Genomic DNA, 21549 nt, shown 5'->3' on the forward strand with positions numbered 1-21549 from the left:
CGTAGTCCGGCGCGCCCGACCCGTCTTCGCTTCGGGGGTGGACCTCCGACTACCGCGAAAGTTGCAGGCCGCGCCGCTGGGTCTACCGCTCTGGTTGTGCGAAAACCTCAATCCGGCGCGGGACGATCCGTGCGCCGCGCGGCCGTACCGTCGTCAACGGCGGAAGTGCCCCGGTTGGAATCGCGCGATCCGTTTGGTCGTCACCGGTTCCAGCCCTCGTGAGTGGCCCCCCAGCCTCCCTCACGAGGGCACGGGGCTCTTCGTGCGTCCGGTCCTCGTGGCGCCGATCCCCGTGGTGCCGGCCGCGTGCCGGGGAGTCCGGCCGTGTACCGCGGAAGTTGTACGTCGCCGTCGTCCCGCTGCCGTACTGGGTTTCCCGAAATCTCCATCCACGGAAGGACGCCGAGGGCGGCGCCGATCCGTAGCGTGGTCACCGGCGGCGACGCCCGGGTGACGGAATCCGCGATATATGGGGAGTATGCGCGGCTTCCTGGCCCTCGCGAGCGGTTGTCCCCGACACAGCCGCTCGCGAGGGCCCCGGTCAACCCGGCCGTCAGCTCGCGGCGACCGCCTTGTCGTACAACGACTTCACGTCCTGCCCGAAGTACGGGCTGTAGGAGACGTCCGGGTCGACGCCGCCCTCCTCGTAACCGCCGATCACCCCGACGACCGTGCCGGACCCGGTGCGCGGATCCGCGTCGGCGACCCACGGCGCGCCGCTGGTCCCGTTGGTGTAGTCGGGGCACTGGAAGCTGAGCTGGCTGTCGTTCTGCCTGCTGCTCTCGCCGGCACAGGTGACCGGCTCGTCCGACTCGCTCGGATAGCCGGTGACCGTCACGCGGTGCTCGAAGCCCTGGTCGACGCCGAGCGTGTTGGCGCCCGTCACGTCCTCGATCCGATGGTCGCTGCCCGGCTGCCGCACCACCAGGAAGCCGACGTCGAGGTTGGGATCGCCGGACTGCTGCCAGCCAGGCGCGACGATCGTCCGCGTCGGCACCCACACGCCGTACGGGCTCGCGCCGTCGCGGTAGCCGGGCACGAACACCAGACCGGGCACGTAGTCGCCGCCGTAGCCGTCGTGGATGCAGTGCGCGGCGGTCAGCACCACGTCCGCATTGGGGCTGTGCAGCACGCTGGCCGTGCAGTGGTGGGTCAGCGCGCCGTCGGAGTCGGTGTAGAACAGCGCGCCGACGGCGGCAGGCTGACCGCCGGTCGCCGTCGGGGAGCCCGCCGACGACAGGGGTACGGTCCGTTGGCCCGTCCAGCGCTGCGCGGCGTCATCACCCTCGGTCGGCGCGACCGACCGCACCTGCGCCCTGCTGGCGGGCGGCACGGCCGCCGGGTCGCCGTGGCAGGCGGTCGCGGCGAGCACCGCGAACACGAGGACCATGGCGGGCACGGCGAGGCGCCGACGCGTGCTCCTCAATGTGTCGCCCTTTCGCCGTCCGATCAGGGCGATTTTACCCGCTGTGCCCGATCGCCGACGCGGCGCGCCGGCTCAGTGGCTCGGCAGGCGCTCGGCCAGCCAGGAGTCGACCTCAGCGAGCGCGCGCTCGCGGACCGGCTCGGCGGACAGGAACAGGTCGTGCATGCCGCCGTCCACCGCGACCACCGTCACATCGTGGCCAAGGCTCGGTGCCCAGCGGGCGATCTGCTCGACGTCGAGGACCGTGTCGGCGGTCATCGCCTCGGCGGTCCAGCGCTTGCCGTGCAACAGGCTCCGCGCCGAGTGCAGCACCAGCACCGGCACGCGGATGTCGAGGCCCCGCTGCACCTGCGCGTGCCCGCGCCGCACCGCGCGCAGCCAACCGGCCCGGACCGGGAAACCGTTGAGGGGCTTCCACTTCGGGTCGAACACCCACTCGCCCTGGTGGTCGCTGTGCAGGCTCTGCCCGTACACCTCGCCGAGCCCGGCGCGCACGACGAACCCCGGCGACACCCGCCCGAGACCCCGCACGACCGCCGTGCCGATCGTGCGCATCACCCACGGCTCGGCCAGGTCCAGCCAGGGGCTGTTGAGGACGAGGGCGTCGAGCACGTCGTCGGCGCGCCGCTCGTGCGCCCACAGCGCGGTGACCAGGCCGCCGGTGGAGTGGCCGAGCACGGTGAGCCGCTCGTGGCCGTGTTCCGCGCGGATCACCCGTGCGGCGGCGTCGAGCTCCTCGAAGTGGTCGCGCAGGTCGGTCACGAAGTTCGGCGCCTGGTCCGGGCGCAGCGAACGGCCGTACGCGCGCAGGTCCAGCGCGTAGAAGTCGAAGCCGAGCGCGGCGAAGTGCTCGGCGACGTGCCGCTGGAAGAAGTAGTCGGAGAACCCGTGCACGTAGAGGATCGCGCCGAGGCGCGGGTCCTTGGCGCGATGACGGACCAGGGTGGCGACCGCGTCGCCCCCGATGCCGCCACCGCCGAGCGGAAGCGTGCGGGTCTCGAATCCAGCGCCGAGAAGATCGTCGTCCACGGGCACAGTTTGCCCGGTCGCCGACCGCACTGCCGAACGTGTCCGATTTCGGCCCGATCACGTGTGTTCTGCCCGTAGGCTGGCCGAAACCGAGGGGAGACATGGTGGTTAACGGAGACGTCGAGCGGTCGACGGCCAGGGTCCGCTTTCCCGGCATCAGCCCGAGAACCTACGAGCACCCCGCCGACCGAGGCGCGTTGGCCGTGCTGCGCGCGGTCCCCGGCTTCGCCCCGATTCTCAAGGCGGTGGCCGGCGCGTTCTCCGAGCGCGGCGAGCGCCTGATGTACCTGGCGTCGGCGATCAGGGTCGGCCCCAAGCAGTACCCGACGCTCGACCGGCTGCGCAACGAGTGCGCGGCCACGCTCGACATCGACCCGGTGCCGGACATGTTCGTGCTGCGCGACCCGCAGCCCAACGCCTTCACCATCGGCATCGACCGGCCGTTCATCGTGCTCACCACCGGGCTGATCGAGCTGCTGGACAACGACGGCCTGCGGTTCGCCATCGGGCACGAGATGGGCCACGTGCTGTCCGAGCACGCGGTGTACCAGACGATCCTGTTCCGCCTGCTGCGGCTCCAGCAGGGCCTCGGCTGGCTGCCGGCGGGCTACTGGGGCATCAGGGCGATCATCGCGGCGCTGCGCGAGTGGTACCGCAAGACCGAGCTGACCTGTGACCGGGCCGGGCTGCTGTGCGGCCAGGATCCGGCCGCGGCGCTGCGCGTGCACGTCGCGCTCGCCGGCGGCATGGATCTGTCCGAAGTGGACACCGCGTCGTTCCTCGAGCAGGCCAGGGAGTACCAGGCCTCCGGCGATGTCAGGGACAGCGTGCTCAAGCTGCTCAACACCGAGCCGATGACGCACCCGATGGCCGTGGTGCGCGCGGCGGAGCTCCAGAAGTGGGCGGCGGGCGAGGAGTACCGGGAGATCCTGACCGGCAGCTACCTGCGGCGCGAGGACGACCAGCCGATCGGTTCGTTCACCGACGACGTCAAGTCGGCCGCGAAGTCCTACAAGGAGTCGATGGGCAACTCCGAGGACGCGCTGATGAAGGTCATCAACGAGGTCGGCGACGTGATCGCCGGCACCGCGAGCAAGGTGTGGAGCAAGTTCGGCAACCAGAACGCCGAGCCCGCCGCCGACGGGGCGTCGACCAACTGACCGTGCGCTGACCGCAATCGGGTAGCTGACCGCAATCGGGCTTCCGTCACGTTTGTCCTGATACCGACTTCACCCGTGCGAGCACGGGAAGACACTCGATCAAATGGAGTAACTCGTTCGGCCGTTGTGACCAGTCCGTTCGCTGTGTAGATCTGGGCCTCGACAGCAGTTTCGTGCTCGAGAGGGGAATCTCATGGGAATCGGATCGCGGCGCCTGCGGGCGCTGCTCGGCGTGCTGGCCGGGGTCCTGGCGATCACGGCGTTGGCGCTGCCCCCGACGGCCGGGGCGGTGCCAACGCCCAGGGTCGTCGGCGGGCAGCGCGCCAGCATCGACGGCCATCCGTGGGCGGTGTACCTGACCACGGCCGACGGCTTCCAGTACTGCGGCGGCACACTCGTCGCGCCGCACAAGGTGCTCACGGCGGCGCACTGCGCCAAGGCGCAGGACACCCCCAACGTCCGCGTGGTGGCCGGGCGGGAGGACAAGCAGAGCGCGGCCGGGATCGTCGCCGCGGTGACGGCCCAGTGGTGGCCGAAGGAGTTCCGGGCGGCGGAGACCGGCGACGACTACGCGGTGCTGACCCTCGACCGCGACCTGCCCTATCTCCCGCTGGCCCTGCCGGAGCCGGCGGACGCGGCGCTCTACGCCGATGGCAGCCCGGCGGTGGCGCTCGGCTGGGGTCGGACGTCGGAGAGCGGCAACACCTCCAGGTACCTGATGGCGGTGACGGTGCCGTTGGTCGCCGACGCGGACTGCTCGAACAGCTATCCCACGCAGTACGTGCCGGCCAAGATGGTCTGCGCCGGCTACGTCGTCAAGGGCGGCAAGGACACCTGCCAGGGCGACTCGGGCGGCCCGCTCACCGAGGGCGGCAGGCTGATCGGCCTCACCTCGTGGGGCGACGGCTGCGCCCGCGCCGGCAAACCGGGGGTGTACACGCGGCTGATCAACTACCGCGACCCGATTCTCCAGCAGATCAACTCCTGACCGCCGTCACACGCACGGGTTGCCTTCCCGGTCTCGAGTTGTGGGCCGACCGCGCTGTGGGTTCGGTTGGTGCCGTGGTCGTCTCGGCCACCGCTACCAGGAGGGACGTCGGGATGAGTGCAACCGCACGCAGGCTGTGCCGGGTCGCCGCGATCGTGCTGGCCGTCGCGTTGACCGGCCTGCCGGCCACGCTCTCGGCCAACGCGGCCGAGGACAACGGACCGAGGATCGTCGGCGGCACGCCGGCCGACATCGCCGACTACCCGTGGATGCTGGCGCTGGTCTCGCCGCAGGGACAGGTGTTCTGCGGCGCGGAGCTGATCGCGCCCGACGTCGTGTCCACCGCGGCGCACTGCGTGCAGGGGGTCAACCCGAACAACATCTACGTGGTCGGTGGGCGCAGCGACATCACCAAGCTCACGGCGGGCGACAGCGTGACCAGGGTGGAGCGCATCACGATCAACCCCGCCTACAGCACGCCGGCCGCTGGCGGGGACGAGGCGATGCTCACGCTGCGCCGCACCCTGCCGTACCGGACGGTTCCGCTCGCGCACGCGGCCACCGACGCGGGGCTGTACGCGGCCGGCACGGTCGGCACGGTGCTCGGCTGGGGACGCACCACCGAGGGCGGCTACAACAGCGCGCAGCTGCTCAAGGTCGACGTGCCGATCAGGTCGAACGCCGAGTGCACGACGGCCTACCCGGCCTTCAACGCCGCGCAGAGCTTCTGCGCGGGGGTGCCCGAGGGTGGCAAGGACTCCTGCCAGGCCGACTCCGGCGGGCCGTTCCTGGTGAACGGCAGGCTCATCGGCCTGGTGTCCTACGGTCGCGGCTGCGCGAGGCCGGGCTACCCGGGGGTGTACGCGCGGCTGGGCACCTGAGGTCGTTCGGGTCGTCGCGCCGACCGCGGTCCGCGCGACGGCCCATGGACCGTTCGGCGCAAGGGTCGTTCGAACGCAGTGACCGTTCGACGCAGTGACCGTTCGACGCAGGGGCCGTTCGGCGCCCTCAGACCACGAGCGCGACCGACATGGTGAGGAAGGCCGCCGCGCAGACGGTGTCCAGCGCGGTGGTGAACCCCGGCCGCCGCAGCCTGCCGGCCACCCGGCTCGCCGCGAGCACGATCGTCAGTTCCCACACCGCGGCCAGGCCAAGGAACACCACCGCGAGCAGGGCGAGCTGCGGGGCCGCGTCGCCGTCGCCGATGAACTGGGGCAGGAAGGCGATGGAGAACAGGATCATCTTCGGGTTGGTGATGTTGCACAGGAAGCCGCGCCGGAACGGCCGGTCCGCGACGGGGGCCGGCTCCTCGGCGTCCTGCTTCGCCTTCCGCGAGCGGATCAGCCCGCGCACGATCGTCGCCGCCAGGTAGCCGAGGTAGGCCGCGCCGAGCCAGCGCAGCGCCGTCAGCACCACGGGGTAGCTGGCCAGCACGACGCCGAGGCCGGAGATCACGAGCCCGACCTGCACCGCGCTGGCCGTGTGGATGCCGGCCAGGGTCAGCAGGCCGGCCCTCGTGCCCGAGCGCATCGAGGTGCGCAGCAGCAGGAACGCGTCGACACCCGGGGTGAGCACGACGATCGCGCAGGCGAGCAGGAAGGCGGGCAGCTGGCTGAAGTCCATGTGCATGGGAACGCTCCAGGAGAACGAGCGCTGTGCCGGACAACGGTCCGTGATCTGCGCCACTGACGGAAGTTTTTGCGGTCTAACGCGACTCTAACAGAAGAATATCCGGTTTTTATGCCTCCTTGAGGCCGCCGTGTGCGGAGCGCACCTGGTTCGCTACGGTTCGTGCGCGTACGCCCATCCGGACCCTCAGGAGTGCACCGTGCGGACCAACGGATCTCGTTCCGGCGCGCTGGCGGCGACGCTGGCCGTCCTCGCGCTCGCCGGCTGCCTCGGCCAGGGGCAGGCCCTCGCCGCCGGCCGGGCCCGCCCCGCCATCGTCGGCGGCACCTCGGCGACCACCACCGCCTATCCGTGGGCCGTGGCGCTCACCACCGACCAGGGCGAGTTCTTCTGCGGCGGCGCGCTGGCGGCCCCCACCAAGGTGATCACCGCAGCGCACTGCGTGACCGAGCGCACCGCCGTCGGCGTGCGCTCGCTGCCGGTCGAGTCGCTGCGCGTCGTCGTCGGCCGCACCGACCTGCGCGCGCGGGACGGCGCGTCCGTGCTGGTCGACCGCACCTGGGTGCACCCGGACTTCCGCGACGCCATGGCCGGCGCCGACGTCGCCGTGCTCACCCTGGCCCAGCCGGTGTCCGCCCGCCCGGTGCCGCTGGTCGGCGCGGGAGACGGCGCGAGCTACCAGCCCGGCACGGAGGCCACGGTCCTCGGCTGGGGCCGGACCGGCGAGTACCGCGACCCGTCGCCGACCCTGCGCGAGGTGCGGGTGCCGATCATGCCGGACACCGAGTGCGCGAGAGACGAGGACACCTACGCGCCGGACTCGATGACCTGCGCCGGCCTGCCCGACGGCGGCAAGGACGCCTGCGACGGCGACTCCGGCGGCCCGATGACGGTCGGCGGGCGGCTCGCCGGCGTCGTGTCCTGGGGCGACGGCTGTGCCCGGCGCGGGAAGCCGGGTGTGTACGTGAGGTTGGCGGCGTATCGGGAGTTGGTCGGCGCGCAGCTTGGGTCGTGAGAGCACCTGGGGTCGTCAGGGGCCGCCGCGTCCTGTCTGGCGGGGATGTCGGCCTGCCGGGATCCGGCGGACACAACAGCTTGTCTCATGACGTGCCGTTGTGTCTTCGGGCGAGCGCGGCTGTGATATCCACGGTCGGGTGCGCACCCATCCGTTCCCAGCCACCCTTCGGCGAGTCTGGGCCCAGGACCTGACGCCGACGCAGCTCTACGCCATGATCCGGCTCCGCGTCGACGTCTTCGTGGTCGAGCAGTCCTGCCCCTACCCGGAGCTGGACGGCCGCGATCTCGAACCGACCACCCGTCACTTCTGGCTGCACGGCGAGGACTCCGCCGAGCCGCTGGCCTACCTTCGGCTGCTCGAGGAGCGCGGCGGCCGGTTCCGGATCGGCCGGATCTGCACGGCGCGGGCGGCCAGGGGGCAGGGCTTCAGCCGCAGGCTGATGGAGGCGGCGCTCGCCGAGATCGGCCGGGCCGAGTCCGTGCTGGACGCCCAGACCTACGTGACCGCCTTCTACGCCTCCTTCGGCTTCGTCGCCGAGGGCTCGGAGTACCTCGAGGACGGCATCCCGCACGTGCGCATGCGGCGGGCCGCCAACTAGCCAGCCATCAGTCGGCCATCCAGTCAGACAGCCATCAGCCAGCCATCGGTCAGCGCGGCGCCGTCTCCGTGATGACCTGCACCGCGCGGTCGATCTCCGCCTCGGTGAGGTTGGCTCGCGCGGTCAGCCGAAGTCGGGAGATCTGGTCGGGCACCGACGGCGGCCGGAAGCAGCCGACCCGCACGCCTGCCGCGCGGCAGCCCTCCGCCCAGGCGACGGCCGCCTCGGCGGAGGGCGCGCGGACCGACACGACCGCGGCGCTCGGCTCGCTGACCGCGAGCCCTGCCTCGCGCAGCCGGGTGGACAGCTGCGTGGCCACCTCGCGGCAGCGCGTCGGCAGCTCCGGCTCCTCCCTGAGCACGCGCAGCGCGGTCAGCGCGGCGGCGGCGCTGCTCGGCGCGAGCCCGGTGTCGAAGATGAAGGTGCGCGCGGTATCCACCAGATGCCGAATGACCCGGCTCGGGCCGAGCACCGCGCCGCCCTGCGAGCCGAGCGACTTGGACAGCGTGACCGTGGTGAGCACGTTGGGGGCCTTGCTCAGCCCGGCCTCGGCGACCGCACCGCGACCGCCGTCGCCGCGCACCCCGAGGCCGTGCGCGTCGTCGATGATCAGCCCGGAGCCGTGCTTGCCGCAGGTCTCAGCCAACGCGGGCAACGGAGCGAGGTCGCCGTCGACCGAGAAGACCGACTCGGTGACGACCAGCGCCCGCCGCTTGCCCCTGGTGGCCAGCGCGTGCGTGACCTGCGCCGGGTCGTTGTGCCCCGCGACGGCGACGTCCGCCTTGGACAGCCGGCAGCCGTCGATCAGCGAGGCGTGCACCTGCTGGTCGGCGACGATGGCGGTGCCGGGGCCGCTCAGCGCGGTCAGCACGGCCAGGTTGGCCAGGTAGCCGGAGGAGAACACCAGCGCGGCCTGCGCGCCGCAGAACGAGGCCAGCTCGTACTCGAGCTCGGTGTGCAGCTCGGTGCTGCCGGTCACCAGGCGGGAGCCGGTCGACCCGGCGCCCCACCGCAGCGTCGCGGCGGCGGCCGCCCCGGCGACGCGCTTGTCCCGGCTAAGGCCGAGGTAGTCGTTGCTGGCCAGGTCGAGTTCGGCGGAGGTCGCCGGCCTCGGGTGCAGCCGGCGGGCGAGCCCTGCCTTGGCGCGGGCCTGCGAGCGCACGTCGATCCAGTCGAACACCTCGTCCGGGGTGGTCGCTTCCGGAGAGGCCCCTGGTGCGGAGGCCGCGCTGGCGGGCGGAGTGCTGACGGTCACCCGAGCAGTCTCGCATCGGCCGGTTACGGTCGAGCAGTGTGGACCACCGAGCAGCGCGCCGAGCTGGACTTGTTCGGCAGAGACTTCGTCGACGATCCTGACCCGACGCTGCGTCGGCTGCGGGAGCACGCGCCGGTCCACCACGACCCGCGCACCGACCTGTGGCTGGTCAGCCGGCACGCGGACGTGCGGGCGGTGCTGGCCGACCAGGACACCTTCCAGCCCGACAACGCGCTTACGGCCGTGACGCCACTGCCGATCCCGGTGCTGCGGGTGCTGGCGAGGGCAGGCTTTGCGCTGCCGCCGACGCTGGCCAACAACGGCACGCCCAGCCACCCCGGGCTGCGCAGGCTGGTGGCCGGCTACCTCACTCCCGGCAAGGTCGCCGACGCGGTCGGGCTGGTGGAGGGGCTGGCCGAGGAGCGGCTGGCCGAGGTCGAGGCGGCGCTGGAGATCGACGGCGTCGCGGACCTGTACTCGCTGCTCGCCACGGACCTGCCCTGCCTGGTGCTGCTGCACATGCTCGGCATCACCGGGGTGGACGTGCCAAGGCTCAAGGCGTGGAGCACCGCGTCGCTGGAGCTGTTCTGGGGAAACCCCGGGCAGCAGCGGCAGCTGGAGCTGGCGGCGGCGGCCGGCGAGTTCCACCGCTGGCTGGCCGACCGGGTACGGGCCGCCGACCCGGCCGGCGCGGACCTGTTCGGCGCGCTGGTGGCGCACCGCGCGCCCGGCGACCGGCCGCTCACCGTCGACGAGGCGGCCGGGCTGTGTTACTTCCTGCTGATCGCGGGCCAGGAGACGACGACGCAGCTGCTCAGCACCCTGCTGGACCGGGTGCTGCGGCGGCCGGAACTGTGGCGCAGGCTGGCCGAGGGGGAGCAGGGGCTCGCCGAGGCGTGCGTCGAGGAGGTGTTGCGCCGCGAGCCGCCGGTGGTCACGTGGCGGCGGATCACCGCGCGGGAGACCGTGTTGTCCGGGGTCGTCCTGCCGGCGGGCGCGAAGGTGTTGCTGATGCTCGCCGGGTCGGGTTCCGATCCCGAGGTGTTCGCCGAGCCCTCGGACTTCTGCCCGGGGCGGCCGGAGGTGCGCCGGCACCTGGCTTTCGGCTTCGGGCGGCACTTCTGCCTCGGTGCCGGCCTGGCGCGGATGGAGGCCGAGGCCGTGCTGCGGACCGTGGCGCGGCGGCTCCCGGACGCGCGGTTGGCCGACGACGGCCGGCCGCCCATGCTCGGGCTGCTGTCCTTCCGCGCCCCGCTGCGGGTGGCCATCCGCACTACCTGATCGCCCGAGCGGGCGGGTGTGATCGCGGTCGCGTCCGGCGCACGGACGGCGGACTTGGTTCAGGCGCAGCGAGGTGCGACGATGCCTTGGCCGTAGCCGCCCAGGCTGCGGCGACCGAAGTGAGGGTGTGCGAGGAAACCGGTGCGAATCCGGTGCGGTCCCGCCACTGTGACCGGGAAGTGGTCCTCCTGCTGCTGCCACCGGGGCATGTGCCCTGGGAAGGCTGGAGGGGCGCGTTTGACCCGGGAGCCAGGACACTCCGCCCTCACTCGGCTGCGGCTACCCGCAGCCGACCACCTTGACCCGGGCGTGGACACCCGAGGAAGGAACCGTGGGGCGCTATGACCGCGCGCTTTCCGTTCTCCGCAGTCGTCGGCCATGAGGATCTGCGGCTGGCCCTGCTGCTCAACGCCGTGCATCCCGCGATCGGCGGGGTCCTGGTGCGGGGCGAGAAGGGCACCGCGAAGTCGACCGTGGTCCGCGCGCTCGCCGCGCTGCTGCCGCCGCTGGAGGTGGTGGCCGGTTGCCGGTTCGGTTGCGACCCTGCCGCCGAGGACCCGGGCTGCCCGGACGGCCCGCACGCCGCCGCGTCGGCGGAGCGGCGGGCCGCGCGGCTGGTCGAGCTGCCCGTCGGCGCCACCGAGGACCGGCTGGTCGGCTCCCTCGACCTCGAGCGCGCGCTGACCGAGGGCGTGCGGGCGTACCAGCCCGGCCTGCTGGCCGCCGCGCACCGGGGCGTGCTGTACGTCGACGAGGTCAACCTGCTGCACGATCACCTGGTCGACCTGCTGCTCGACGCGGCGGCGATGGGCCGGGCGCACGTCGAGCGCGAGGGCGTCTCGGTCTCGCACGCCGCGTCGTTCCTGTTGGTCGGCACCATGAACCCCGAGGAGGGCGAGCTGCGGCCGCAGCTGCTCGACCGGTTCGGGCTGACCGTCGCCGTGCGGGCGGCCAGGGACGTGCCGACCCGCGCCGAGGTGATCCGCCGCAGGCTCGCCTACGAGGCCGACCCGGCCGGGTTCGCCTCGGGCTGGACCGAGGCCGACGAGGAGCTGGCCGCCAGGATCGCGACCGCGCGGGCCGCGCTGCCCTCGGTGCTCCTGCCGGACGCCGAACTCCGCCGCATCGCGGCGATCTGCGCGGCCTTCGAGGTCGACGGCATGCGCGCGGACCTCGTCGTGGCGCGCGCCGCCGTGGCGCACGCGGCGTGGCGCGGTGCGGACGCGGTGACCGAGGACGACGTCGAGGTGGCCGTGCGGCTCGCGCTGCCGCATCGCCGCCGCCGCGACCCGTTCGACGAGCCGGGGGTCGAGGAGGAGCAGCTCCAGGACGCGTTGCGGCAGGGGGCCGAACACGCCGAGGAGCCCGGCGGCGACACCGATCCCGACGACGATCCGGACGGACCGGACGACCCGGACGGCCCCGACGGCTCTGGCGGTCCGGACGACCGGAACGGCCAGGACGATGGTCAACCGGCGTCCGGGCAGGGCACCTCAGACCAGCCCGACGCGGACTCCTCGGGCTCGGGCTCGGCGGAGCGGCCGCCCGCCGCGCCAGCGCCCGCCTTCCGGGCCAGGCTGTTACAGGTTCCCGGCGTCGGCGACGGCGCCCCCGGCCGGCGATCCAGGTCGCGGGCCCGCACCGGCCGCGTCGTCCGACCGTCCACTGTGGACGGATCGGGACTGCACCTGGTCGGCACGATGGCCGCCGCCGCGCCGCACCAGTCCGCGCGCGGGCGATCCGGCCCCGGCCTGCTGCTGCGCGGGGACGACCTGCGGCTGGCCGTCCGCGAGGGCAAGGAGGGCAACCTCGTGCTCTTCGTGGTCGACACCTCGGGGTCGATGGCCGCGCGGCAGCGGATGTCCGCGGTCAGCGGCGCGGTGCTCTCCCTGCTGCGGGACGCCTACCAGCGCAGGGACAAGGTCGGCGTGGTGACCTTCCGCGGTTCGGCCGCCGAGGTCGCGCTGCCGCCGACCTCGTCGGTGGACACCGCGGCCGCCCGGTTGCGGCGGCTGCGCACCGGCGGCCGCACCCCGCTCGCGGACGGCCTGCTGCGCACCCGCAGGCTGCTGGCCACCGAACGGCTGCGGGACCCGCGCCGCCGCCCGCTGGTGGTCGTGCTGACCGACGGGCGGGCGACCGCGAGCGCGGCGGGCGGCGACCCCGTCGCCGAGGCGCTGCGCGCTGCCGACCTGCTCGCCGCCGACGGTGTCGCCACCGTGGTGGTGGACTGCGAGCACGGCCCGGTGCGGCTCGGCCTGGCCGGCCGGCTGGCCGGCGCGCTCGCCGCCGCCTGCCTCCGGCTGGAGGAACTGTCCGCAGACCAGGTCGCCGGCGTGGTCCGCGCGGCTCGGGCCGCTTAGCTCCGAGGAGGTCGTCCTTATGCCGCAAGGAAAACCGGCCGTCGTCCCGACCGACGGACTGACCACCAGGCAGCGCCGCAACCGGCCGCTCGTCGTGCTGCACACCGGCGACATGAAGGGCAAGTCCACGGCAGCGTTCGGGCTCGCCCTGCGCGGCTGGAACCAGGGCTGGTCGATCGGCGTGTTCCAGTTCGTCAAGTCCGCCAAGTGGAAGGTCGGCGAGGAGTCCGCCTTCCGCGCGCTCGGGCGGCTGCACGAGCAGACCGGCGAGGGCGGCCCGGTCGAGTGGCACAAGATGGGCGAGGGCTGGTCCTGGACCCGCAAGCAGGGCAGCGAGGAGGACCACGCCGCCGCCGCGCTGGAGGGCTGGCGGGAGATCTCCCGCAGGCTCGCCGACCAGCGGCACGGCCTGTACGTGCTGGACGAGTTCACCTACCCCATGCACTGGGGCTGGGTGGACGTCGACGAGGTCGTCTCGACGCTGCGCGCCCGCGCTGGCAACCAGCACGTGGTGATCACCGGCCGCTACGCGCCAGCCGCGCTGGTGGAGGCCGCCGACCTGGTGGTGGAGATGACGAAGGTCAAGCACCCCATGGACGACGGCCAGAAGGGCCAGCGGGGGATCGAGTGGTGAACCGACTGGTGGTCGCCGCGCCGGCCTCGGGCGCGGGCAAGACCACCGTCGCCACCGGCCTGATGGCCGCGCTGCGGCGGCTCGGCAGGCGGGTCGCGCCGTTCAAGGTCGGCCCCGACTACATCGACCCCGGTTACCACTCGCTGGCCACCGGGCGACCCGGCCGCAACCTCGATCCGGTGCTGGTGGGCGAACACCGGATCCCGGCGCTGTTCGCGCACGGCGCGCGCGACGCGGACATCGCGGTGGTCGAGGGCGTGATGGGCCTGTTCGACGGGCGCCTCGACACCGAGGGCATCGGGTCGACCGCGCACGTGGCCCGGCTGCTCGGCGCGCCCGTCGTGCTGGTGGTGGACGGCAGGGGTCAGGGGCGCAGCCTCGCCGCGCTGCTGCACGGCTTCCGCGGCTACGACCCGAGCGTCCGGCTGGCGGGCGTGGTGTTGAACAAGGTCGGTTCGGAGCGCCACGAACGCGTGCTGCGGGACGCCTGCGCCGAGGTCGGGCTGGAGGTTTTCGGCGCGCTGCCAAGGGATTCCGCCCTGGAGGTGCCCTCGCGGCACCTCGGCCTGGTCACCGCGGCCGAGCACGGCGACCGCGCGGTGCGGGCCGTGGAGGCGATCGCCGACGTGGTCGCGGAGCGGATCGACCTGGCCGCCGTGGCCAGGCTGGCCGCCGAGGCGCCCGCCCTCACCACACCGCCCTGGGACCCATGCCATGAAGGGTCGCTTCACGGCATCCAGCGTCCTGAAGGGACCCTTCGGGACAGGCCGGTGGTCGCGGTGGCGGGGGGCTCGGCGTTCACGTTCGGGTACGCCGAGCACGTCGAGCTGCTGCGAGCCGCAGGGGCCGAGGTCGCCGTGCTGGATCCGCTGCGGGACGAGGCGCTGCCGGAGCGGACGGCGGGGCTGGTGCTGCCGGGCGGGTTTCCCGAGCAGCACGCGGCCGAGCTGTCCGCCAACGAACGGCTGCGGGCCGCCGTGCGCGCCTTCGCACGGGCGGGCGGGCCCGTGCACGCCGAGTGCGGCGGGCTGCTCTACCTGTGCCGCGAACTCGACGGGCAGCCGATGTGCGGGGTGCTCGACGCGACGGCGGCGATGTCGGGCCGGCTCACCCTCGGCTATCGGGACGCGGTCGCGCCGGTCGGCTCCGTGCTGCACGCGGCCGGCAGCCGGATTACCGGGCACGAGTTCCACCGCACGGTGCTGGATCCCGCGCACGGCCCGCAGCCGGCCTGGCAGTGGCGCGGGCACGACCGCCGCGCCGTCGCCGACGGCTTCGTGACGGGCGCGGTGCACGCCTCCTACCTGCACACCCACCCGGCGGGCGAGCCCGGCGCGGTGGCCCGATTCGTGGCGAGGTGCGCGGCATGAACGAGCCGAGACTGGTCGGCGTCGGCGTCGGCCCCGGCGACCCCGAGCTGCTGACCCTGGCCGGGCTGCGCGAGCTGCGCGGGGCGTCCAGGGTGTTCGTGCCGGTGCTCGCCCCGGACGAGCAGGGCCGCGCCGAGGCGGTGGTCCGCGCGCACGTCGACGGCGACACCCCGGTGGAGCGCCTGGTCTTCGCGCTGAACGCGCCGGTGCGCGGGCCGCAGCAGCGGCGGCGGGAACACTGGGACGCGGCGGCCGAACGCGTCGCAGAGCACCTGCGGGCGCGCGGCGGCACGGCCGCGTTCGCCACCATCGGGGACCCTGCGGTGTACTCGACCTTCGGCTACCTCGCGGCGACCGTGCGCGAGCTGCTGCCGAAGGTGCGGGTCGCCACCGTCCCCGGCATCACCGCCATGCAGGCCGCGGCGAGCGCGGCGGGAGTGTCCCTCGTGGAGGGAGCCGAGCAACTTACCGTGGTGCCGGTGACGCGGGACGTGACCGGGCTTCGGGACGCGCTGACCGGGGGCGGTACGGTCGTCGCCTACAAGGGCGGCCGGCGGCTCGGTGAGCTGCGCGCGGCGATCGCCGCGGCCGGCGCGCTCGACCGCTCGGTGTACGCCGAGCACCTCGGCACCCCGGACGCGCGGGTCCTGCCACTGTCCGAAGTGGACAGTTCGGAACATTGTGCGCCCTACCTGTCAACCATCGTCGTACTCCCGCCACGCGGCGGGAGAGGGGAGCAGTTGTGATGACTGGCCGGGTCTCGTTCGTGGGCGCTGGTCCCGGTGCCGCCGACCTCATCACGCTGCGCGGGGCGCGCCGCATCGCCGAGGCCGACATCGTGGTGTGGGCGGCCAGCCTGGTCGACCCCGAGTGCATTCGCGAGCACGCCAGGCCGGACGCCGAGCTGGTCGACTCATCCAGGGTCACCCACGAGGACGTCCTGGAGATCTACCGCCGCGCCGCCGCGAGCAAGCTGAAGGTGGCCAGGGTGCACTCCGGCGACCCCGCGCTGTGGGGCGCGGTGCAGGAGCAGTACGACGGCTGCGAGCGGCTCGGCCTCGACGTCGAGATCGTGCCGGGGGTGTCGGCGTTCTCCGCCGCCGCCGCCGTGGTCGGCCGCGAGCTGACCATCCCCGAGGTCGCCCAGTCGGTGATCCTCACCCGGTTGGAGGGCGGCAAGACGCCCATGCCGGACGGCGAGCAGATCCGCGAGTTCGCCAGGCACGGCACCACGATGGCGATCTTCCTGTCCGCCGCGCGCACCGGCCAGCTCGCCGAGGAGCTGCGCGCTGGCGGGTACGCCGAGGACACCCCGATCGTGGTGGCCTACAAGGTGACCTGGCCGGACGAGCTGGTGCTGCACACCACGCTCGGCGAGCTGGAGGCGACCGTCAAGGAGCACAAGCTCTGGCGGCACACGCTGTTCCTCGTCGGCCAGGCGCTGCGGGCCGGCGGCACCAGGTCCCGGCTCTACCACGCTGGGCACTTCCACACCTTCCGCAAGGCCGACCCCGCCGCGCGGCGCGCGCTGCGCGCCGAGACCGCGGGCTCGCGGGCCGAGGCACCGAAGGCCGAGGAGCCCGAGCCGGAGCCGAGGCGCGCGAAGCCGACCAGGTGGTCGCTGCGGGCCGGCCGCGCCGGGCGGGTCGCCGCGCGCGTCGAGGCAGGGCGGGTCGAGGACGCCGTGGCCGCGCAGGCGGACGCCACCGCGGCCCAGGACGACGCGGCGGCGCAACCGGCGTCGGCTGCGGCGGCGTGGTCGGCCGTGCACGACTGGCAGGAGACCGCGCGCAACACGCCGAGGGGCGCCAAGGCGCGGGCGGCCAAGCCAGTGCCGGCCGAGGAGCAGCCCGCGCTGCACCTGGTCGAGAACCCCGCCGCCGAGCCGAAGCCGCTCAACCGGCCGAGGACGACCGTGGCCGCCGCGGCCACCGCCACCCGGCGCGCGTCGGTGAACGTCAGCGCGCCGGAGCCGGCCGAGCCGGCGCGGCAGGACCGGCCCGAGACGCTGGAGTCGCCGGAGTCCGCCGAGCAGCCGGCCGCTGCGACCAGGCCCGCCGCGCAGCGGCCGACGGCGCAGAAGTCCTCGGCGCAGAAGCAGACCGGCCAGAAGCAGACCGTGCAGAAGTCGGCAAAGTCGCGCGCCGGATCGCCGTCGGCGCGGGCGCGAAAGCGCAACGGCTGAGGGGCGGTCCGTGGGCGAGTCCGATGGGCGTGCCGCCGGTCGATCCGAGTACGGGACGACCGGCGATCAGCCAGTAGTACCAACGGATTCGCTCGGTGACCGGCCCGTCGCAGCAGGCGATCTCGGGCCGTCCGACGGGCCGTCCGACGGGCCGTCCGACGGGCCGTCCGACGGGCCGGTCGACCCGCCTGCCGCGCTGCGCGAACCGGACCTGCCGCGCACGGCCAAGGTCCGGCCGCAGGCGCTGCGCACCGGCTTCACCACGGGCGCGTGCTCGGCGGCGGCGGCCAAGGCCGCGGTGCTCGCGCTGCGCGACCGGGCCGCGCCGAGCAGCGTGGAGATCGAGTTCCCCTCGGGCAACCGGCACGTGTTCGCCGTGCACTCCTGCACCCTGGACGCGGACAGCGCCACGGCCGTCGTGGTCAAGGACGCCGGGGACGACCCGGACGTCACGCACGGCGCGCACCTCACCGCGACGGCCAGGTGGCGCGCCGACCACACCGTCGTGCTGGGCGGCGGCGAGGGCGTCGGCGTGGTGACGAAACCGGGGCTCGGCCTCGACGTCGGCGGTCCCGCGATCAACCCGGTGCCACGGCAGATGATCACGGCCGCGGTCCGCGAGGCCGCGCCGGACCGCGGTGTCGACGTCACGATCAGCGTGCCCGGCGGCGAGAAGATGGCCTACAAGACGACAAATCGACGCCTCGGCATCATGGGCGGCATCTCGATCCTGGGCACCACGGGGATCGTGCGGCCGTTCTCCACGGCGTCCTGGCGCGCCAGCGTCGAACAGGCGGTGTCGGTGATGGCCGCGCAGTCCTGCCCGACCCTCGTGTTGGCCACCGGCGGACGGACCGAGCGCGCCGCGATGACGCTGCTGCCGCACCTGCCCGAGGTGGCCTTCGTCGAGGTCGGCGACTTCACCGGGGCCGCGCTGCGGCGCGCCGTCGAGCACGGCATCCCCGAGGTGGTCTTCGTCGGCATGATCGGCAAGCTCACCAAGCTCGCCTCCGGCGTGCTGATGACGCACTACACGAAGTCCAAGGTGGACACGGACCTGCTGGCGCGGATCACCTCGGCGCACGGCGGCGACCCCGCCGACGCGGCCGAGATCGGCGGCGCGGTGACCGCGCGGCGCGCGTACGAGGTGTGGGACGGCGCGGGCCTGTTGCGCGAGTGCGGCGACGACCTGTGCGCCAGGGTCGCCGAGGTGCTGGCGCGGTTCAGCGCGGAATGCGGCCGCCGCCTGCCGGCGAAGGTCGCGATGGTCGACTTCCCGGCGACGGCCGTGGTCGCCGCGACGGAGCCGGAGTGGGTCACCGGACCCGACGGGTTCGCTGGGCCCGGCGGGGCCACGCCGTGACGGTCGCGGTGATCGGGGTGGACGGGACGAACCTGCCGCCCGGCGCGGCCGACCTGCTGCGCGCCGCGCGGCTCGTCGTCGGCGGCCGTCGACACCTGGACGCGCACGCCCCGACCGGCACGCGGCGGATCGAACTCGGCGCGCTGGAACCCGCGTTGGCCGAGTTGGCCGCGTTCGACGGCCCCGCCGTCGTGCTGGCGTCGGGCGATCCCGGTTACTTCGGCATCGTGCGGTCGCTGCGCGAGCGCGGCCTGCCCGTCGCCGTGCTGCCGGCCGTGTCCAGCGTGCAGCGGCTCGCCGCCGCCGTCGGCCGGTCCTGGGACGACGTCACGGTGGTCAGCGCGCACGGCAGGGACCTGCGGCCCGCGCTGAACGTCTGCCGGGCCCGGCCCGCCGTCGCGGTGCTCACCGCGCCGGGCTCAGGGCCGGCCGAGCTGGCCGCCGGGCTGGCCGGCTGGCGGCGCACCCTGGTGGTGGCCGAGGACTTCGGCGGACCGCACGAACAACTGTCCACAGTGGACCTTGCGGCAGCCGAAGAACGGTCCTGGCGCGAGCCGAACGTGGTGCTGTGCCTGGCGGATCCGGAGCTCGTGCCGGCGCGGGGCTGGTTCGGCGGCGGCGAACCCGTGCCGCCCGACGGCGGCTGGGCGCTGCCAGAGGACCAGTTCGCGCACCGCGACGGCATGGTCACCAAGGCCGAGGTGCGGGCGCTCGCGCTGGCGCGGCTCGCGCCCCGGCCTGGCACGCTGGTGTGGGACGTCGGGGCGGGCTCCGGCTCGGTGGCCGTGGAGTGCGCCAGGTTCGGCGCGGCCGTCGTCGCGGTCGAGCGGGATCCCGCGCAGTGCGAGCGGATCGGCGCCAACGCGGCTGCGCACGGGGTCGACGTTCGGGTGGTGCGCGCGCCAGCCCCGGCCGGACTCGCCGGCCTGCCCGGCCCGGACGCGGTGTTCGTCGGCGGCGGCGGTCCCGACGTCGTGTCCGCCTGCGCGCGGGTCGGCGCGGCGCGCGTCGTGGTGGCGCTCGCCGCCGTCGACCGGGTGCCGCACGCCAGGGACGCGCTGCGCGAGGCGGGCTACCGGGTCGACGGCTGCCAGCTGTCCTCGGCGCGGTTCGCCGAGCTGCCCGGCGGGGCCACCCGGCTGGCCGCCATCAACCCGGTCACCCTGCTGTGGGGCGTCCGTAAGCCGTGATCCGTTTCCAGGCAAGGAGTTCTCAGTGATCGGTCTGTTCGCCGTCACCTCGGCGGGCCGGCGCGCCGCCAGCGAGCTGGCCGCCGCGCTCGGCCCGGACACCGTCGTGGCCGACGGGCCGATCCGGCCGGCGCTCGAGCGGCTGTGGCCCAAGCTCGGCGCCGCGGTGTTCTTCCTCGCCACCGGCGCGACCGTGCGGCTGATCGCGCCCCTGTTGCGGGACAAGCACAGCGACCCCGGCGTGGTGTGCGTCGACGAGGCCCGCCGGTTCGCCGTCGCGCTGGCCGGCGGGCACTCCGGCGGCGCGAACGCGCTGGCCGAGCGGATCGCCGATGCGCTCGGCGCGATCCCGGTGGTCACCACGGCCTCCGACGCCACCGGCAGCACCCCGCTTGATGAGCTGGCCGAGCTGTTCGACGCGACCCCGGACGGCGACCTAGCAGGCTGCGGTGTCGCCGTGCTCAACGGCGACCCGGTGCGGCTGGTCAACCCGCTCGGCTTCCCGCTGCCCGCGCTGCCGGAGAACGTCTCGGAGCACGCGCACGGCGCCGAGTGGACCGTGCTGATCGACGACCGGCTGCCCCCGACGACGTTGCCGGGCAAGGTCCTTCGGCTCGTGCCGCGCACCCTCGTCGTCGGCGTCGGCTCGGCGCGCGACGTGCCCACGGCCGCCGTGAACGCCACGCTTGAGCTGCTGGCCAGCGAGTACGGCCTCGACCCCCGCGCGGTGCGGGCGTTCGCCAGCATCGATCTCAAGGCGGACGAGCGCGGCATCCTGGAGGCCGTGCAGGACTTCGCGTTCTGGCACGGCGGGGCAGGCGACGGCGTCGAACCGCCGACCCTGCTGACGCACACCGCCGAGCAACTGTCCACTGTGGACGTGCCGAACCCGAGCGAGGTGGTGCGCGCCGAGGTCGGCACGCCGAGCGTCGCCGAGGCCGCCGCGCTGCGCACCGCGACCCAGCTCGCCGGCGGCGGCCGGGTCGAGCTGTGCGTGCCGAAGACCAAGGGGGACAACGTCACCGTCGCCGCCGCCAGGATCCACCCGCGCGGCAGGCTCGCCGTCGTCGGGCTCGGGCCGGGCGCCGCCGACCTGCGCACACCGAGGGCCGAGGCCGAGCTGCGCAGGGCGTCCACGGTCGTCGGCCTCGACCAGTACGTGGACCAGGTGCGGCACCTGCTGCGGCCGGGCACGGACATCCGGGTCAGCGGGCTCGGCGCGGAGGAGGAGCGGGCGCGGGAGGCCGTCGAGCTGGCCGAGGCCGGCGCGGCGGTGGCGCTGATCGGCTCGGGCGACGCCGGCATCTACGCGATGGCCAGCCCCGCGCTCGAACAGGCCGACGAGTCGATCGAGGTCGCCTGCGTGCCAGGGGTGACGGCCGCCCTGGCCTCCGCCGCGTTGCTCGGCGCCCCGCTCGGTCACGACCACGCCCTGATCAGTCTGTCCGACCTGCACACGCCGTGGCCCGCGATCCAGCGGCGCGTGCGGGCGGCGGCCGAGGGCGACTTCGTGGTGTGCTTCTACAACCCGAGGTCGCGGGATCGGCACTGGCAGCTCGGCGCGGCGCTCGACATCCTGCGCGAGCACCGGCCGGCCGGCACACCGGTCGGCGCGGTGCGCCAGGCCAGCCGCGACGGGCAGCGCGTGTACCTCGCGCCGATCGCGGAGTTCGACGTCGAGCAGGTGGACATGTTCACCACGGTCGTCGTCGGCTCCTCGCAGAGCAAGGTGGTCGGCGGCCGGATGGTCACGCCGAGGGGATACCGGTGGATGGCGGACTAGGGATTCCGCTGCTGGTCAGTTCGGCGTGCACGGCGTGCGGCGCCTGCCTGCTGACCTGCCCCGAGCACGCGCTGCGGCCGGCGCCAGGTCGGCCGGTGGTGCTGCCGGCCAGGTGCACGTCCTGCGGCGAGTGCGTGGAGATCTGCCCGGCGGACGCGATCTCGCTGGTCGGGGAGTGACCGACGGGCCTCGGTCGGCCGGCGCGGCGCGCGGCGCGGACGTACATCCACTCGATCACCACCGCGGTGCTGGCCAGTTGGGCGACGAAGCCCAGCAC

The 21549-nt window shown here is 74.0% G+C and carries 19 protein-coding genes and 1 riboswitch; of the genes, 15 read left to right on the forward strand and 4 right to left on the reverse strand.

The window, feature by feature from the left end; all coding sequences use genetic code 11:
* Positions 1-553: 553 nt before the first annotated feature.
* Both F0L68_RS22070 and F0L68_RS22075 read right to left on the reverse strand, forming a co-directional pair.
* Positions 554-1426 (reverse strand): trypsin-like serine peptidase, encoded by an 873-nt coding sequence (locus tag F0L68_RS22070; protein ID WP_149851545.1) that lies wholly within the window; start codon positions 1424-1426, stop codon positions 554-556.
* A gap of 72 nt (positions 1427-1498) precedes the next feature.
* A complete protein-coding gene (locus F0L68_RS22075; protein ID WP_149851546.1) occupies positions 1499-2455 on the reverse strand; it encodes an alpha/beta hydrolase in 957 nt (318 codons plus the stop codon).
* A 101-nt stretch (positions 2456-2556) separates the two neighbouring features.
* On the opposite strand from F0L68_RS22075, the gene F0L68_RS22080 reads away from it, so the two are divergent.
* The 3 genes from F0L68_RS22080 to F0L68_RS22090 all read left to right on the forward strand — a co-directional run bounded on the left by F0L68_RS22080 (position 2557) and on the right by F0L68_RS22090 (position 5484).
* On the forward strand, positions 2557-3615 hold the full coding sequence (locus tag F0L68_RS22080) for a M48 family metallopeptidase (protein ID WP_149851547.1): 1059 nt from the start codon (positions 2557-2559) through the stop codon (positions 3613-3615).
* Between the two features lie 193 nt (positions 3616-3808).
* Complete coding sequence (locus tag F0L68_RS22085) at positions 3809-4603, forward strand: S1 family peptidase (protein ID WP_149851548.1); 795 nt, start codon at positions 3809-3811, stop codon at positions 4601-4603.
* 113 nt (positions 4604-4716) lie between these two features.
* Complete coding sequence (locus tag F0L68_RS22090) at positions 4717-5484, forward strand: serine protease (protein WP_149851549.1); 768 nt, start codon at positions 4717-4719, stop codon at positions 5482-5484.
* Positions 5485-5611: 127 nt separating this feature from the next.
* Here the strand turns inward: F0L68_RS22090 and F0L68_RS22095 are convergent, their stop codons facing one another.
* Positions 5612-6232, reverse strand: coding sequence for a LysE family translocator (locus F0L68_RS22095; protein ID WP_149851550.1), 621 nt, complete (start codon positions 6230-6232; stop codon positions 5612-5614).
* A 199-nt stretch (positions 6233-6431) separates the two neighbouring features.
* Between F0L68_RS22095 and F0L68_RS22100 the strand changes: the two genes are divergently transcribed.
* Both F0L68_RS22100 and F0L68_RS22105 read left to right on the forward strand, forming a co-directional pair.
* Positions 6432-7247, forward strand: a complete 816-nt coding sequence (locus F0L68_RS22100) for a S1 family peptidase (protein WP_149851551.1) — start codon at positions 6432-6434, stop codon at positions 7245-7247.
* 139 nt (positions 7248-7386) lie between these two features.
* On the forward strand, positions 7387-7848 hold the full coding sequence (locus F0L68_RS22105; protein WP_438672306.1) for a GNAT family N-acetyltransferase: 462 nt from the start codon (positions 7387-7389) through the stop codon (positions 7846-7848).
* 49 nt (positions 7849-7897) lie between these two features.
* Here F0L68_RS22105 and F0L68_RS22110 read toward each other — a convergent pair whose 3' ends face one another.
* A complete protein-coding gene (locus F0L68_RS22110) occupies positions 7898-9028 on the reverse strand; it encodes an 8-amino-7-oxononanoate synthase (RefSeq protein WP_149851903.1) in 1131 nt (376 codons plus the stop codon).
* A 111-nt stretch (positions 9029-9139) separates the two neighbouring features.
* Here F0L68_RS22110 and F0L68_RS22115 point away from each other — a divergent pair, with 111 nt between their 5' ends.
* From F0L68_RS22115 to F0L68_RS22160, 10 genes are all read left to right on the forward strand, one after another.
* Positions 9140-10384: a cytochrome P450 gene (locus tag F0L68_RS22115; RefSeq protein ID WP_149851552.1), complete on the forward strand. Its 1245-nt coding sequence runs from the start codon at positions 9140-9142 to the stop codon at positions 10382-10384.
* Between the two features lie 131 nt (positions 10385-10515).
* Positions 10516-10644, forward strand: a riboswitch (cobalamin riboswitch).
* An 81-nt stretch (positions 10645-10725) separates the two neighbouring features.
* Positions 10726-12747: a putative cobaltochelatase gene (locus F0L68_RS22120; protein ID WP_149851553.1), complete on the forward strand. Its 2022-nt coding sequence runs from the start codon at positions 10726-10728 to the stop codon at positions 12745-12747.
* A gap of 19 nt (positions 12748-12766) precedes the next feature.
* Positions 12767-13381 (forward strand): cob(I)yrinic acid a,c-diamide adenosyltransferase, encoded by a 615-nt coding sequence (cobO, locus tag F0L68_RS22125; RefSeq protein ID WP_149851554.1) that lies wholly within the window; start codon positions 12767-12769, stop codon positions 13379-13381.
* Positions 13378-14751, forward strand: coding sequence for a cobyrinic acid a,c-diamide synthase CobB (locus tag F0L68_RS22130; RefSeq protein ID WP_149851555.1), 1374 nt, complete (start codon positions 13378-13380; stop codon positions 14749-14751). The genes cobO and F0L68_RS22130 overlap by 4 nt, the downstream gene beginning before the upstream one ends.
* Positions 14748-15497 (forward strand): precorrin-2 C(20)-methyltransferase, encoded by a 750-nt coding sequence (gene cobI, locus F0L68_RS22135; RefSeq protein ID WP_149851556.1) that lies wholly within the window; start codon positions 14748-14750, stop codon positions 15495-15497. Before F0L68_RS22130 ends, cobI begins: the two co-directional genes overlap by 4 nt.
* Positions 15497-16936: a precorrin-4 C(11)-methyltransferase gene (cobM, locus tag F0L68_RS22140; protein ID WP_149851557.1), complete on the forward strand. Its 1440-nt coding sequence runs from the start codon at positions 15497-15499 to the stop codon at positions 16934-16936. Before cobI ends, cobM begins: the two co-directional genes overlap by 1 nt.
* A gap of 10 nt (positions 16937-16946) precedes the next feature.
* Entirely contained in the window at positions 16947-18299 is a 1353-nt protein-coding gene (locus F0L68_RS22145; RefSeq protein WP_223199026.1) for a cobalt-precorrin-5B (C(1))-methyltransferase, read from the forward strand.
* Complete coding sequence (gene cbiE / locus F0L68_RS22150; protein ID WP_149851558.1) at positions 18296-19489, forward strand: precorrin-6y C5,15-methyltransferase (decarboxylating) subunit CbiE; 1194 nt, start codon at positions 18296-18298, stop codon at positions 19487-19489. Before F0L68_RS22145 ends, cbiE begins: the two co-directional genes overlap by 4 nt.
* 25 nt (positions 19490-19514) lie before the next feature.
* Positions 19515-21272, forward strand: a complete 1758-nt coding sequence (gene cobJ, locus F0L68_RS22155; protein ID WP_149851559.1) for a precorrin-3B C(17)-methyltransferase — start codon at positions 19515-19517, stop codon at positions 21270-21272.
* Positions 21257-21451 (forward strand): ATP-binding protein, encoded by a 195-nt coding sequence (locus tag F0L68_RS22160; RefSeq protein WP_149851560.1) that lies wholly within the window; start codon positions 21257-21259, stop codon positions 21449-21451. Before cobJ ends, F0L68_RS22160 begins: the two co-directional genes overlap by 16 nt.
* The last annotated feature ends 98 nt before the right edge of the window (positions 21452-21549 follow it).

The organism is Solihabitans fulvus (assembly GCF_008386585.1).
In the GTDB taxonomy this organism is placed as follows: Bacteria; Actinomycetota; Actinomycetes; order Mycobacteriales; family Pseudonocardiaceae; genus Solihabitans; species Solihabitans fulvus.